Source organism: Nitrososphaera sp. AFS, from assembly GCF_009898475.1.
Taxonomy (GTDB): Archaea; Thermoproteota; Nitrososphaeria; order Nitrososphaerales; family Nitrososphaeraceae; genus Nitrosopolaris.
In genome coordinates, this window is the sequence record NZ_QURE01000026.1 from 1 (window position 1) to 14390 (window position 14390).

The following is a 14390-nucleotide window of genomic DNA, read 5'->3' on the forward strand; positions in this document are numbered from 1 at the left end:
TACAAAGGAATAACTATTTCTGCGCTAACGGTTTTAGCTGTTTTGGTTGTTAATATCTTAATCTTTTCTGGGCTGGGGGCGCAAATTGGAATGAGTTCGTTTATGTTTTAAACCAACGGTAGGATTCAGGTAAGAATTCACTACTCTACTGGCAGATACATAAAATCTAGTCAATTCCATGGTACTAGCCTATATTCATGCTTATTTGTACCATGATTTAATCATAAATCAGCATCGTAGTATTGTAAGTATGGCCTGTCTAAGCTATCGAATAGTGGGTTTATACAAATAGTGTTCAGCCTTTACGAGCTTTTATAGTACCATGTATAACTTAATTTCTGCCCATATACCCATGTAAACGATTCGTCTTTGCCATTCTTATTATGTACTCCAAATTCGGTTCCTGAAGAGTTGCGTAATGTTGACCAATTACTTGTGATGCATTTGCTTGCATCTTACAGACGCAGGTTATAACTAGATCAAATCAGGATAGAAGTTTTGACATTATTTAGTCGCCCAGACCATTGTAAGACACAACGGTGAATTGCCAATTAAAATATCCTCATTCAAGAGCCCTGCTAAACTTATTGTGGGCATTAGTTCTAAAAGCAAAAAATGAGCCATTTAGAAGCACGAGTAAAATGAGCTGACTTTTTGAACGTTTAGTATCAACAATCTAAACGCTAGTAGCATCCGTTAGCTTGTAGGCGAATTTGCCTTCATGATCTTGAATATGAGCAAAGAAGGAATGCAGAAAGCCAATCACCACTATTTGCGTTTAGACATAAATTGAGAATTAAAATTGTGTTAGGTTCCTGTATTCTTGATACCTAGTTTGGATATCTTCCGATGTGACCGAAAGAAGTCTTTTGACGCCAAAATCTTCAACTGCAAAAGCACCCATAACGTTTCCATAGATCACTGCTTCCTTCAAAGTGCTAAGGGAAAAATCTTTTTTTCTTGCCATGTGCCCGATAAAGCCCCCAGCAAAGGAGTCTCCAGCACCTGTTGGGTCCACTATCTCTTCTAATGGATATGCAGAGGCAGGAAATACCAAGTCCGCTGTAACCAACAAGGATCCGTTCTCACCCTTTTTTACAATTACGAACCTGGGTCCCCAAGAGATTATAATTTTTGCACATTTTACTAAATTGGTGTTCTTACATAATAATCTGGCCTCGTCATCATTAATCACTACTCCATCAACGGATCTCATCATTTCTACTACGCTATCTCGCGAGTTCAAAATCCAATATTCAATGGTATCGCAGATTACTAATTTACGATTTAAAAAATATTTCAATATCTTAAGATTCTGGCATGGGTCGTTGTTGGCGAGATAAACATATTCAGACTCGACATATTCATTAGGAATAACCGGCTCGAACTGCCTGATCACATTCAACTCTGTCTTAATAGTTGTTCTATGAGCCAAATCATAATCAAATGAAGAATCATAATGAAACGTTTTTTCACTATCGTCAGTTATGATGCCTCTTGTATCAATGCGCTTGTCTAGGATATTTCGATACTCCTCCGGGAAGTCAGAGCCTACAATCCCAACTATCGAAGTCTCTGTGAACATGCTGGAGGCGATGGATGCGAAAGTTGCAGCTCCACCCAATATATTCGATTCAATTTTGAATGGAGTGCGAGTAGTATCCAAAGCTATCGTTCCGAATACGGTCAACATATGTCTTAAGTGGAAGATGTCCAATTCTAATAAATTTTCAGATTTCAAGAGCCAACTACCTTGAAAATTTACCTGTAACCGGATTGATTAATAACTGGTTCGATCCAACTTCTGACAAAATAATGAGGCTAGTAGTAGCTTTGACTGGCAGTTCGGGTGTCATTTACGGAATAGAAATATTACGGATCTTGCGGAGGCTGGACATAGAAACCCACCTAATAATCAGCAAATGGGGAGAAAGAAATATTCAGATTGAAACAGACCACCCAGTTGATTTCGTAAAGTCTCTCGCAAGCAAGTGTTACAGTAATGACAACATGGCAGCTCCGATCGCAAGCGGTTCCTTTAAAACGGATGGAATGGTCATCGTTCCATGCAGTATGAAGACCCTGTCTAGCATTTCGAATGGGTATGATGATAACTTAATTTCAAGAGCAGCCGGGGTTTGTATTAAGGAATCAAGAGCGCTAGTGATTGTACCTCGTGAGACGCCTCTATCGAGAATCCATTTACACAATATGATACGACTTGCCGAAATTGGTGTTATAGTTTTGCCCGCGATGCCAGGATTTTATCATCGGCCAAAATCCATTAATGATATAATAGCGCATATTGTTGGTAAGATTCTAGACCAATTCGGCATCGAACACAAGGTCTATAGGAGATGGGGTGATGCAGCATAGAGTGATACATAATTGCACGTTAGGCATGAGCCGAGTCTCAAAGGAGGTAGGCTCTGCGACAGCCGTATTTTCTAGCCTACGTTACCATCTTAACGGATTTATTACACTTTCCATATCAGAGGGTAAAGAGGTGGCAAGGGATAGCTAGATACACAAAAAAAACGGACCATTCAACGGATTTTTTCGTACCTCTATTATGCTTACTTTTCCTTGGTGTTTTGTACATTTTAATAACGCACATGAGCCAAAGCTACTCTGGATTCATCCTGGTTTCGATTGCATCTGCATTGATGATTTACTGGGCTAGACAATTGAAGCAAACTCTAAAAGATGAGGAGTCCTATCTACCCAGCGGAGAGATAGAACAAAAAAATTGGGTCTACGACCTTATGAAAAGCAAAAATGAAATGGTATTCGTTGCCGAAGTCCCAGGACCAGAAGATCAGATTGATGTAAGTTTGACAATAGGCACACTACACGTAAAGAGTGGTCGGAATTTTGAAAAGTCTATCCCACTGGATTTGAACGAAGAAATGAATATCTCTGACCTCAAATATAGAAATGGTATCCTTACTATAAAAATAAATAAAGTGTGATCATTAAGAGTCCGGTTCCCATAATTTCAATCGTTCTAGCTTGATCCTACGCCTTTCTATTTGTAGCATGTTGTACACACTTTTATGGGGACTACCTCTAGAAATCATTAATATAGCTTCCGTTGCCACCTTTATTTCATGAAACGAACCAATCAAGCCAACAGTGTGCCCATAAACTGAGATAGAGGCTCCGGTTAACTCTTCAACTGTTTTTCTGGACTTGCCATTTTTCCTTTTATTCTCTTGATGGAATTGTCCGATTTGCCAGCATAAGATCTGATATCTATTAGTTGAAGCAGGTCTTCCCCAAATAGGCGGAAGGCATTATTTGGAGAAAAACCTTTAGAGATAGCTGAAAGTATCTCGGCAGCTTTGAAAACATCTGATTCTGTTAAACCGATTGGACCCGATGAAACGATTGTATCACCATTTTCACTATTTATCTCAATTACTACATTGCATTTTTGCTCTATATCATCTTTGACTTTGCCATCTCTTCCAATTATTACGCCTATTCTGTCCTGAGGGATCTTGATTAGCCGTTCAAAGCTCATTTCAATATCTGTTTTCCTGTTGCCTCACAAATTTACTATCCGAATCGGAATTTATAAATCATCAAGAAAGGGATATCTGAAATTGTCTTTATACTTGCTCGCTTTGCAAGATTCAGCCTTATAGCATTAGCTACTATTCGTTGGCCCACCAAATTCGCGATAGCACAATCCATTAGTAATCTTTGTGCCGCTAGGTCTTCAATTATCTCTTGTTGGAAATATTCCTTTGAGAGTCTTATGACTAAATTATTCTCTTCTATTTGCTTTCCCACTAATTCCAAATCGCAAATATTGATCATCGTTGATCCATGGTAGGGAATAGACCTTATAGCATACTTTCCCTCTGGTTCATGTTCAAACAATTCTAATTAAATGTCTTCTAACGGAGATTTAAAGTAGTGTGCAGTACTGCTACCGCCCTTTTAATTAGTATTAGATATTAGACTTTTTATTTAAACTGAAGCGTCTACATAAATCTTAAGTAAATATTAAATTTAATGGATCCTTAACGTTGTAGTAATATCTCAGATATTAAAGCTAACTTACGTCCACAGATCACTAACGCAGCGATAGAAATTGCTAATATCACAATTGTCATGCTTGCGAATTCAGGTACAGTGCGAGTGCCAGTGATCTCAATTACTGAGGGGTTGTTATCAAAAGTCAACGTTATTATCCTCGATTTTGAATTAGTCCCAATTTCATTATAACTAACGTATTGTCCGTCCTCAAAGACGGTGAAGTTATTATCTGCATTTTCTGGCCCTTTAGAATCTATTACATTTCTAGGTAGTTCAATAATCAAAGTTCCATTTGAAACAGAGGAGACGTTCAGGAGAAGCGTAGTGTTATCTTTTTCGATGGAGATAGCACTGATTACACCATTTGTGAGATGATATTTTATTGGATACTGATTTGTGTTTGACCTGAGGATTATCCTGCTATTCATATCAAATTGAGAGTTTTGCTTATGAGGTATTGATTTTAGGATATTTTGGGCATAGGTGGTTTGAAATGAAGAAGAAATTAATAGCGAATTGGTAGCAGCTAAAAATATAACTATCGACGGTGCAATTTTCCAATCCTTCATTTTCCTTTTGCAAAGGCTAAATCTATTAGTCAATTCTCCAGATCTGCAGTCATGAACTGAATTTAAACTTAAAATGCTTCCGTTAAATCTAAACCTGGGATGCGGATTGGTCCTCACCGGTCTTGCCAATTTATGATTATGGTGTCAGAGTACTGTTCTATTCGCTTAACGAAAAGCCCATAGCATGAGACGTCATATTCTCTAACTGATCAGATTCAAACTAAAATCAACACCTTCAACGTTTACTGTGCGTTGAACTTACTTTTCTGGTCTTCAGCTTAGGAGAGCCTCAATGCATTCATTTATTGCCATTTATCAAAAGAAATCTTGAGAATACAGTGATTAAAGTTGAAAGGGTGGCGGTACAGGTGTAATTTAACAAATCAATTGACAAAGTATGGAACTTGTAAAATCATTACTCAAAAAGTGACAAATGATTCTATAGCGGCTACATTATATGAAAAATAGTCAGAGGTTGTATAAGTTGAATAACCAACAATATTAGGCATTGGTGAAGCATGGTTATCGATATTAGTTCTCTGACTTCTACTGCAACTTCTGTAGGCTTTGGAGGAATAAGTGGTTTTCTGATTGGATATGCCATCAAAAAGGTAGTGAAATTTATGTTAGTGCTAGTAGGACTGGTTTTTGTAGCATTTATGTTTCTCCAGTACCAGAAATTGATAACCGTCAACTGGAGTAAGATTCAAGCCGCCTCTATGGCTGCCCTCGGCAATGCGACTTCGGGCCAACTGCTTCAACGAACGGGCATTCCAGGTACGGATCATTTGCCGTCAGCTATGGCCAATTTTGGCATACCTCTGACTGGAAGCCTCACAGCAGGATTAGTCATAGGATTCATGAGGGGATAAATGATTTCCGAGAGTCGAAATCTAATGATGCGGCTTCTTACTGCAATTTACGTGCCTACCTCCACAATGAAATCAATCTCTACAGCACTATTAAGCGGAAGACTACTTAACCCTACCGAAACACGACTATGCCTTCCCTTTTGCCCAAAAAGGTGGACAAGAAGGTCAGACGCACCATTAATAACTTCGGGATGGTTAGTAAATGAGACATCGCAATTCACGTAGCCGGTTAGCTTTACAAATTTTTCAATATTGTCAAGTGAAGGAAGGAAATCTTTTAAATGCATCAGCGCATTTATTGTACACAATCTAGCGGCTTCCTTACCATTGCTCAAGGAAATCTCATTCCCTACTTTACCTTTGTACAGCACATTTGGCGGATTCGATCCTAATTCTATAGGTAATTGGCCGGATACAAACAATAGACTTCCAGTTTTGATTATAGGCGTATAGGACCCTATGACCTTTGGAGGTCTTTGCAAAGTAATACCTAATGCGTTTAGTTTTTGCTCGAGCATATTACCATTTAATTTTGAAGTTTATTAACCCATCCGCCAACGATTGGAGTGTCTTTGGAAGGTACAAGCATAGTCATTTCTTTTCCTTCGATTTCTATGTTAAATCTATATCGATTTACCTTCACTAATCTACAGACTTACAGCACTTTCTGCCGCTTGATAGATGTTCTGGATGTACAACATCTGAGAATTCGGAACTAGCTGATATGATCAACAAGTATCAATATCAATATTCAGAATAGCTTTGATTTCAATTCTTGGCAATTTAGATACTTTCAATAGTAAGTTGTTATATGCGGTGTTAAAGTATGATAATGCGCTTCATCAGAGACTTGATATGTCCACGACATTCCGACCCTAATATACAACTGTTTTTAGATCCACTGTACTGTAGGAACAATGAGTGCGTTGAGGGCTTTCTTACATGTCAGTTCTGTCGTACCACTTATCCGATAATAGATGGTGTGGCAGTATTAGTAGAGAACTTTGTAAAATATTGCGAAACTCGCGTGTCTACTTTTGGTAGCTGGCTAACTAATAGTAAGACATCAGAAATGAAGAGCTACTTAAAATCTAATGGTAGATGCATTGCATCACATCATGCCAGAAATGATCGATACGAGATAGGTGGTTCTTGGTTTGTACCTTACAGGTGGGCACAATACGATTATTCGTCACATGATAAATTTCTCAATATGCTGAAACTGCGCATGAAGCCAAATGAGTTCTATAGTAAAATAGTGCGTTTAGCCAACCCGAGAGACCGCATGGTTGTTCTTGATATGGGCTGCTCCTTGGGTCACAGCACCTTCGAATTGGCAAAAAAATGTTCATGCGCATTAGGCATTGATCTCTCCTTTTCATTTATCGTAGAAGCACGGAAGAGATTGTTTGCCTCCGACCTCGAAAACGTAGAGTTCTTTGTGTCAGATGCCTTGCAAACACCGTTTAGTTCTCTGAAATTCGATTTAATAATGGCACTCAATCTATTAGACCTTGTTCAACCAAATGGACTGATCTCATCAATTCACAAACTTCTTAAGAATAACGGACTGGGCGTATTTGCCGATCCCTATGACTATAGAATCAAGTTAGGCCCCGCCAGAATTGTTGACGGACAGGTCTTTCGAACATTCTTAGAGAATTCAGGCTTTGAATTAATGCAAAAGACTTTAACGGAATTCTATATACCTTGGATAATAAAGATATATGAAAGATCATATTTATTCTACTTTGTAGACTTGGTCATGGCAAAAAAAGCATCAAAAGGCAAAATTATGGCTTAGCTTTGATCTTATGTCGATTTAATTTCAACAACCTCGATGCAATGGATTTTAACTAATATAAGTCAATGAATTTTTCATTTAAGGACTTTACGGTATTGCCTCTAGTTATGAATAACACTCTTAAAACAAAACAACATCTTTAATACAAGAGAGAAGTTTTTTTACTGATTTACATTGAGCCAGACAACTAAAAGGCAATTAACCAGGTCAGCCCGAAACCATAATATTTACGCTAGACCAAGTCCGAGGTTAGCTGTAGGTACCAGGAGAGGGAGATAATCTCTACATCATCGGCCAGTTGCTAGCAAACATAAGTACAGATTTAAACCACCACATCAAGATAAGTAAACATTCATAAATTATGACTATAGAATGTGCTCGTTCGTGCAAAAAGATTCACAGACCGAAACAAGCAGGGCATTTGGGGCACTATTTGTTTATATTGCTATTGCAATAGCGGGCGGGGCTGTTTTTAGCGAGATCGCGATTAAAAGTCATGTTCCGATGTACGGAGTTGCTTTGATTTGGTTGGCAAGTTTTGTTGTTACTTTTGGAGTCAATTTCAGAAGACTGAAGCGAATAATGTCTAGCGTACGAATTAGAATGAATAACAGTATAAGTTGGCCAATCGGCGCAAAGATAGTAAATGGAGCATGTTGGACTACCCCGTTTGCAACGATAGGCCTTTTTCCGTCACTCTACCAATACCTAATTCTCATTGGAATAGGTTCGGGCAATTTATCGACTTATTTACTGCTGAAAAGGTTGAATGGAATTAAAAACATGGGCCAAATGATAGTTGGTGTAATTTCCTTTGTTTCAATCCCTGTCTCAATCTGGTTTGACACGAATCTACTAGTTTCAAACCATGATCTCGCAGTATTTACGTCTAGAATTTTGATTTCTTTGGCTTATGGAGTTGGTGGGATTTATACTTTGGTAAAGAAATCATAATTAACTACGGTTCAATATGGCTGACCAACATACTTTTAGTTCGGTTGTTGAAGGTTATGTTATGGGGCTACATTCTGTTGCATTGGTACAGATGAAATCATCGGGAACCAAGAAAGAAAACTTAAGAATCTCAGAGGAATACATAAGGGAAGCTGCGCAAAAACGTGTGCAATTGATATGTTTCCCCGAGTTCCAGATGGGATATGAGTCAGGAGGGGAATCATCATTTGATTTGGAGCTGGTGGCAGAGCCAGTCAATGGTGGAAAGTTCGCTTTAGAATTGCGAAGCGCAGCCAAGAAAAATAATATTCACGTCTTAGCCACAATCTATGAAAGAAGCGACACAAAAAACACAAGTCGAGTGTATGACACGGCAATGTTAATAGACAATAAAGGGGCAATTATATCACTATATCGTAAGGTGCATCTTTATGATGCTCTAGGAGTGAAGGAATCTCTTAAGTTTATTGCGGGTAATAGTATTCCTGAGCCGAATCCAACACCCGTGGGAGTTGTTGGCATGATGATTTGCTATGACATTCGTTTTCCGGAAATGTCGAGGATTTTAGCTGTACAAGGTGCAGAAATCCTAGTTACGCCGTCAGCGTGGTTTCAAGGAATTATGAAGGAAGATCATTGGACGACTTTAGTAAAGGCTAGGTCCATAGAGAATGGGCTTTATATAGTGGCACCAAACCAGGTAGGAAACAATTTTTCAGGAAGAAGCATGGTTGTGGACCCGTTTGGGATACCAATATTAGATATGGGGGATAGAGAAGGAATGGACATAGTTGAAATCGATTTATCTAGGGTACATAAGGTAAGAAAGTCACTCCCCCTGCTAAAGAATCGAAGGACCGATTTATATGGTAAACACATTGGTGCATTTACACGAGCCCATAAAGGGGTAAATTGAAGTTCTTATCCGAGGAATAGGCTAAATTAAATTGAACTATGATTTCATGATTTTTAGTAAGTGACTTGCAATCTGAAATGTAGCCTACTTTAACCTTTTTATAACTCGAGCAGACAGTTTGTGGTGAATGCCAAATAAGGTGTTTGTTCTTGGTGCTGGAAGTACCAGATATGGTAGACTGAACGAAGGTATTATTGAAATTGCAATGAATGCCTCCACTGATGCTATCGAATCTGCAGGCATTAGGCCCAAGGATATCGAAGCAGGATACATCTCAAATGTATTTGGAGTATCAGATAGACAGGTTCACATGGCTCCTGTTATAATGAGTAACCTTGGTATACCAGAGGTACCTGGTCTTTCAATTGAGTCTGCATGTGGCTCAGGTTCGATTATGTTTAGAGAGGCTTTTGCAAATGTCGCTGCTGGCTTCTATGATTGCGTTTTAGCGACCGGGGTAGAGAAAATAACCCATACCGGAACAATTCAAAGCACAACTTTGTTTTCGTATTGTTCTGACTTCTTCTATGAGGGCGGAAACGGGGCTTCTTTTCCTGGATTATTTGCCTCAATAGCCAGGGCGTATATGGCGAGATACAAAGCTAATGAGGAAGACTTGGCTCGGGTTGCTGTTAAAAATCATGAGAACGGGATGCTCAACCCAAAATCTCATGTTAGGAAAAAAATCACAGTTGATGACGTATTACAATCCCCTGTTGTAGCATCTCCTTTAAAGTTGTATGACTGCTGTCCCTTCTCTGATGGAGCCTCAGCAGTTATACTTTGCAGTGCTGACTTTGCCAAAAAGAGTGGAAGACCTCTTGTAGAGGTAGTTGGATCGGGAAGAGGTGCATCGCCTGCGGCAGTTCAGGGTCGTGAGGATATAACAACTATTCCGAGCAGCGTAGCCGCGGCGAATCAAGCATACAAGATGGCTGGTGTTACACCAAAGGACATAGATTTTGCCGAAGTGCATGATTGCTTTACAATAGCAGAAATTATAGACATAGAAGATCTAGGCTTCTTCAAAAAAGGAGAAGGTGCCTATGCCGTCAGAGAAGGTGCCACCTCTAGAAGTGGAGAAATACCTATTAACCCATCAGGCGGATTGAAATCGAAAGGCCACCCGATAGGTGCCACAGGCATCGGCCAGGTTGTAGAGGTATTTGAGCAATTTACTGGGAAGGCAGATGGAAGAGTAATCAAGGATGCAGAGTTAGCACTGACACACAACTTTGGAGCAACCGGTGCAAGCTCTGCCGTTCATATCTTCAAGAAGGTAAATTAGGCGAATTTGTCAAAAACAGAAGTGCATGATTCTAGCCCTCGTGAAAAATTTATAGCTTCTGCGCGAAAACAAAAAATACTTTCGAATAAATGTATCGTTTGCGGGCATTTGATGCTTACAACTGTATACTATTGTGAAAACTGCTATAATCGGAAATTTCAGAGTGTAGAGTTAGAAGGAAGGGGCAGGGTGATTACCTATACTATACAGGCTGTGGCGCCCGAGGGATTCGATGATGCGGGATCCTATGCGTGGGTCGTCTTTCTAGTTGATGGTACAAATTTCAAGGTGTCCGGCTTTCTGCCAGGGATAGCGTCTTCTTCAGATTTGCCCCTCGGATCAAGCGTAAGAGTAGTGGATTATAATCAGAAACATGGCTTAATTCTAAAAAAGATCTGAATAGATACCATCACTATCTTAAGTAACGTGGCATCTGCAAGTCGAATGCTACTCCAATTACTGTGATCAAGGTTACTAGCTGGTTAGTAGATTAGCTTTTTGACAGCTATTTGTTTAGAGTGTTTAACGTTCGACTTTAACATTTTTTTGGATAATTTAAAAAAGTCGCAAATGGACCAGCATCAGCAAGAACTCAGAAGTGACATGGAAAGGGCAACGTCCATCGTAAACAACCAACTTGGGCAATTGCGGGTGCTTTATGATAGATTTTCTAAAATAGATAGAAACTTTAAAAATCAAATTGCCGCCAATATTAAATCTGGGAATAACTCTAGGGCTAGGGCTCTCGCAGGAGAATTATTAAACATTCGAAATGTTCAAAGTACAACACAAAATGCATGTCTAGCACTTGAGGTAATGCTTATTCGATTTAGTACTCTTAATGAATTTGCTATGGTTATGGAAACTATAGAGCCCACTGTCACAATGATTCGGGATATTCAACGGGATGTATCAAAGATAATGCCAGCGGCAACAAGCATCTTCTCAGAAATGAAAACTATGACTTCTGATGTTTTGATTAATTCTGACGTGAAGATCGACCTTGGAGCCAAATTTTCAGCTCCTGTTGATAAAGACGCACTTTCAATTTTGAACGAAATAGAAGGAGTCTTGGAGAGTGAAGCAAGAGCTAAACTCCCAGAAGTACCACAGACGATTAAACACAGAAAAATGGAGAACCATTTGCAAGAGAACGAGGAATTTGATAGCAACCAAATAATGATAGAAGGCTAGGTCACTGCCTCTTCATGATTACACTCTCCTACACCATTAGTAAACTATAATTTACAAAGTAGTTTTAATTAGTTAGTCATACTATCGGGTGCAATGGAACAGGTGAGTCATGATAAATACCTAGTGCAGGCAGAACCAACAAGAAATGGAGTGTTGGAATCCGCCTCTAAGCGAGTTAGGATGATTTTTTCTGTTATGGCTAGTCCCAATCGAATTGATATACTACGCATTCTAAATTCCAAGGGTCCGCTCACGTACTCCGAGTTAAAATCATTAGCTGGATTCAAATCCAAGAAAGAATCCGGAAAGTTTGCTTATCACTTAAGAAAATTACTCAGACAGTCATTGGTAGCACTGAACAAGGCAGAACGTCGTTACACAATTACCAACTTGGGTAAGCTTGTGCTGAGCCTTGCTAGACAAATAGAGGAGCGTTCAATAATAGAAAGTGGCAAAATGTATGTTAGGACTACAAAGCCTTCTATTGAAGAATTTAATTCTAATAAAATAATTCATTCTCTCGTAAGAGAGGCAAATATGCCTTTAGAGCAAGCTCACAAAATCACTGAAGAAGTTGAGAACAAGATCTATAAATTTCAGGCAGTATATCTAACATCGCCTCTAATTCGAGAGACAGTTAACTCAGTGCTTATTGAGCATGGATACGAAGAATATAGAAATAAGTTGGCAAGGTTGGGCCTACCGTCATGCGATATAGTTGAGAAGTTGGCAAGTGCTTCTTCTTTCAGAAATGGACTTGATACTATCATGTCTAGTGCATCTCAATCTATATTCTCTGAATACCTCTTAACTAATGTCCTTCCTAAGGACATTGCTGACATGCACTTAGCAGGGGAGCTGAATATCTCTCACAGCGGTACATGGGGATTAGTCCCCGACACTATTTTTCTAGATGTCACAGATTTTGCGAATGGCTCACTTGATCCAAGGGGCAAGCTTCTAAACGTAACGAGGATGCATGAGATTGGTAAATCAGGCGACTTCGAGATATACTTATCATTGTTAATATCGCTGTTGAGCAAAGAAGCTTCAATCGAAGTCGTGCTTGAGGGCATTATTCCTATGATTTTAGAAAGAACGAACAGTCCTGACGAAATTTCTTCGCGATTCGCAAAGGCTCTTATGCTATCTTCTACAGCTCCCAGCATTCACTCAGAATTACCAGTTACCACCATAACGATTAAAGCTAACGAAATAAAAGCCGATTTGGTTAATGCATTACTGGTTGGTTATCTTCAATACGTGAGTTCTACCCCGATACCTCGCATAGGCATCTCGTTAATATACGGTGATTCGGAAACCCAAAGTAGTTATCTAAAATATCATATTGATAATGTTGTCAAAGTAATTAGGAATGGAGGTATGATCTCGCTTTCACATGACGATGGGCTAAGAGCTAATAGTGGCATTCGTAAATCCATTGGAGGTAGTACCTCTGATGCAGTGGTTGCTTACCAGTCCCTTTCCATCAATCTACCCAGACTTGCTTACCAATCTAACAAGGATGAGACCTATTTTCGTGCCAGACTCGCAATGATGATAAAGCCAGCACTAGCAGCTCTTGAGATAAGAAAGAATTCTGTTAGTGAGCTGATAGAAAAAGGCACTCTTCCCGTGCTTATTAATCATTCAAGCTTCATACAATCTGGGACTACAAGTATAATAGTGAATTTGGTGGGAGCAAAGGAATCTGTGAACGATATTTTAGAATATCATCCTAAAAATGATGGGAATGATATTTTGCAGAAAGTGTTAAAAACCTCAGTAGATGTCGCACTAGATCAAAAAAAATACTATGGCGACAGCATGATAGGCGTTTCAATGATAGCAGATGGTAGCGCTCATAGATTTGCAGCTTTGGATTCGGACAAGTATGGAAGAGCATATTTGCTGTCCAATCAACAGCCCTCAGAATATTCACAAGGATTATTCCTTTCTGGAGAACAGTTAACTCAGTCCTCAGGCAATAATTCCCAATCTTTGATCGAAGAATGTCTTTTAATAGAGAAAATCCTGACAGGCGGGTTATCAGTAACTTTAGACGTAACGCAACTTGACTCAGAGCGATTTAAACAGGCATTAACATTGGCATCAAGTTTGCCTTTTCTCCGCCCGACCGTTAAACATACGATCTGCGGTAGCTGCGGAAGGAGGTCAGGTAGTGGGAGTTTGGAGAGATGCGAATATTGCAAATCTCCACATTTGCTCGCTACTAGCTAGGTTATGCATGGATGGTATGCTACTCATTTAGAGTACCATACCTACTATCCGATTAACCTACCTTTCACAAGCTAAAATTTAAATTCATTTGCTTGTTCTAATAATTCATCTGAATAGTCATTTATGTATATCTTGGCGTCACGCATGGTAGACGGAACACTGTGGCATCTGATACCCCTAAGTGGGCATGCGTCTAAGTGAAATTAGAATTGCTAGGATTTGAAAGGTAGCAAGACCTTAATTCTTATTTAACTTTGTAGTAATGCTTATCTTATCTGCAATCAAACACTGCTGATAAAAGTGACAGCCAGCCAACAAAAATAGCGTACGAATACTAGTGGCCAAACCAATATCCAGTAGGTGTCTGGGCTGACATACCGGTACGTAGCCTAATATTTTTAGCTATTGCCTAATCAGCCCATTTTTCACGAAGCTAACTTTTAAATTCATTTGCCTGTGGTAATAACGGGATGGCAGGAGTTACCGAGTTTAATCAGAAAGAGAA

Annotated in this window: 16 protein-coding genes; 11 read left to right on the plus strand and 5 right to left on the minus strand. The window is 39.3% G+C overall.

Annotated elements, in window-relative coordinates:
- Positions 1-796 precede the first annotated feature (796 nt).
- Positions 797-1741: a PfkB family carbohydrate kinase gene (locus DYY65_RS04770; RefSeq protein WP_236561673.1), complete on the minus strand. Its 945-nt coding sequence runs from the start codon at positions 1739-1741 to the stop codon at positions 797-799.
- 74 nt (positions 1742-1815) lie between these two features.
- Here DYY65_RS04770 and DYY65_RS04775 point away from each other — a divergent pair, with 74 nt between their 5' ends.
- The 3 genes from DYY65_RS04775 to DYY65_RS04785 all read left to right on the plus strand — a co-directional run bounded on the left by DYY65_RS04775 (position 1816) and on the right by DYY65_RS04785 (position 2972).
- A complete protein-coding gene (locus tag DYY65_RS04775) occupies positions 1816-2376 on the plus strand; it encodes a UbiX family flavin prenyltransferase (RefSeq protein ID WP_162476841.1) in 561 nt (186 codons plus the stop codon).
- Positions 2366-2524 carry a hypothetical protein gene (locus tag DYY65_RS12400; protein ID WP_162476842.1) on the plus strand — a complete coding sequence of 53 codons (159 nt, stop codon included), beginning with the start codon at positions 2366-2368 and terminating at the stop codon, positions 2522-2524. Before DYY65_RS04775 ends, DYY65_RS12400 begins: the two co-directional genes overlap by 11 nt.
- Positions 2525-2615: 91 nt before the next feature.
- The gene (locus tag DYY65_RS04785) at positions 2616-2972 is read left to right on the plus strand and encodes an Hsp20/alpha crystallin family protein (RefSeq protein ID WP_162476843.1); all 357 of its coding nucleotides are present in this window, start codon (positions 2616-2618) and stop codon (positions 2970-2972) included.
- A gap of 194 nt (positions 2973-3166) precedes the next feature.
- Here the strand turns inward: DYY65_RS04785 and DYY65_RS04790 are convergent, their stop codons facing one another.
- From DYY65_RS04790 to DYY65_RS04800, 3 genes are all read right to left on the minus strand, one after another.
- Positions 3167-3526, minus strand: coding sequence for a KH domain-containing protein (locus tag DYY65_RS04790; protein WP_162476844.1), 360 nt, complete (start codon positions 3524-3526; stop codon positions 3167-3169).
- A gap of 35 nt (positions 3527-3561) precedes the next feature.
- On the minus strand, positions 3562-3888 hold the full coding sequence (locus DYY65_RS04795) for a DUF424 family protein (protein ID WP_162476845.1): 327 nt from the start codon (positions 3886-3888) through the stop codon (positions 3562-3564).
- 143 nt (positions 3889-4031) lie between these two features.
- Positions 4032-4649: a hypothetical protein gene (locus DYY65_RS04800; RefSeq protein ID WP_162476846.1), complete on the minus strand. Its 618-nt coding sequence runs from the start codon at positions 4647-4649 to the stop codon at positions 4032-4034.
- 485 nt (positions 4650-5134) lie between these two features.
- Between DYY65_RS04800 and DYY65_RS04805 the strand changes: the two genes are divergently transcribed.
- On the plus strand, positions 5135-5488 hold the full coding sequence (locus DYY65_RS04805; protein ID WP_162476847.1) for an FUN14 domain-containing protein: 354 nt from the start codon (positions 5135-5137) through the stop codon (positions 5486-5488).
- 47 nt (positions 5489-5535) lie between these two features.
- Here the strand turns inward: DYY65_RS04805 and DYY65_RS04810 are convergent, their stop codons facing one another.
- On the minus strand, positions 5536-6006 hold the full coding sequence (locus DYY65_RS04810; protein WP_162476848.1) for a RidA family protein: 471 nt from the start codon (positions 6004-6006) through the stop codon (positions 5536-5538).
- A 554-nt stretch (positions 6007-6560) separates the two neighbouring features.
- Between DYY65_RS04810 and DYY65_RS04815 the strand changes: the two genes are divergently transcribed.
- The 7 genes from DYY65_RS04815 to nrdD all read left to right on the plus strand — a co-directional run bounded on the left by DYY65_RS04815 (position 6561) and on the right by nrdD (position 13885).
- Positions 6561-7292 (plus strand): class I SAM-dependent methyltransferase, encoded by a 732-nt coding sequence (locus DYY65_RS04815; RefSeq protein WP_162476849.1) that lies wholly within the window; start codon positions 6561-6563, stop codon positions 7290-7292.
- Between the two features lie 384 nt (positions 7293-7676).
- Positions 7677-8246 (plus strand): hypothetical protein, encoded by a 570-nt coding sequence (locus DYY65_RS04820; protein WP_162476850.1) that lies wholly within the window; start codon positions 7677-7679, stop codon positions 8244-8246.
- Positions 8247-8262: 16 nt separating this feature from the next.
- Positions 8263-9162: a carbon-nitrogen hydrolase family protein gene (locus tag DYY65_RS04825; protein WP_236561674.1), complete on the plus strand. Its 900-nt coding sequence runs from the start codon at positions 8263-8265 to the stop codon at positions 9160-9162.
- 127 nt (positions 9163-9289) lie between these two features.
- On the plus strand, positions 9290-10450 hold the full coding sequence (locus tag DYY65_RS04830) for a thiolase domain-containing protein (protein ID WP_162476851.1): 1161 nt from the start codon (positions 9290-9292) through the stop codon (positions 10448-10450).
- A gap of 6 nt (positions 10451-10456) precedes the next feature.
- A complete protein-coding gene (locus DYY65_RS04835; RefSeq protein WP_162476852.1) occupies positions 10457-10849 on the plus strand; it encodes a Zn-ribbon domain-containing OB-fold protein in 393 nt (130 codons plus the stop codon).
- A gap of 204 nt (positions 10850-11053) precedes the next feature.
- Positions 11054-11644, plus strand: a complete 591-nt coding sequence (locus DYY65_RS04840) for a hypothetical protein (RefSeq protein ID WP_201449335.1) — start codon at positions 11054-11056, stop codon at positions 11642-11644.
- A gap of 93 nt (positions 11645-11737) precedes the next feature.
- A complete protein-coding gene (gene nrdD, locus DYY65_RS04845; protein WP_162476854.1) occupies positions 11738-13885 on the plus strand; it encodes an anaerobic ribonucleoside-triphosphate reductase in 2148 nt (715 codons plus the stop codon).
- Positions 13886-14390: the final 505 nt, after the last annotated feature.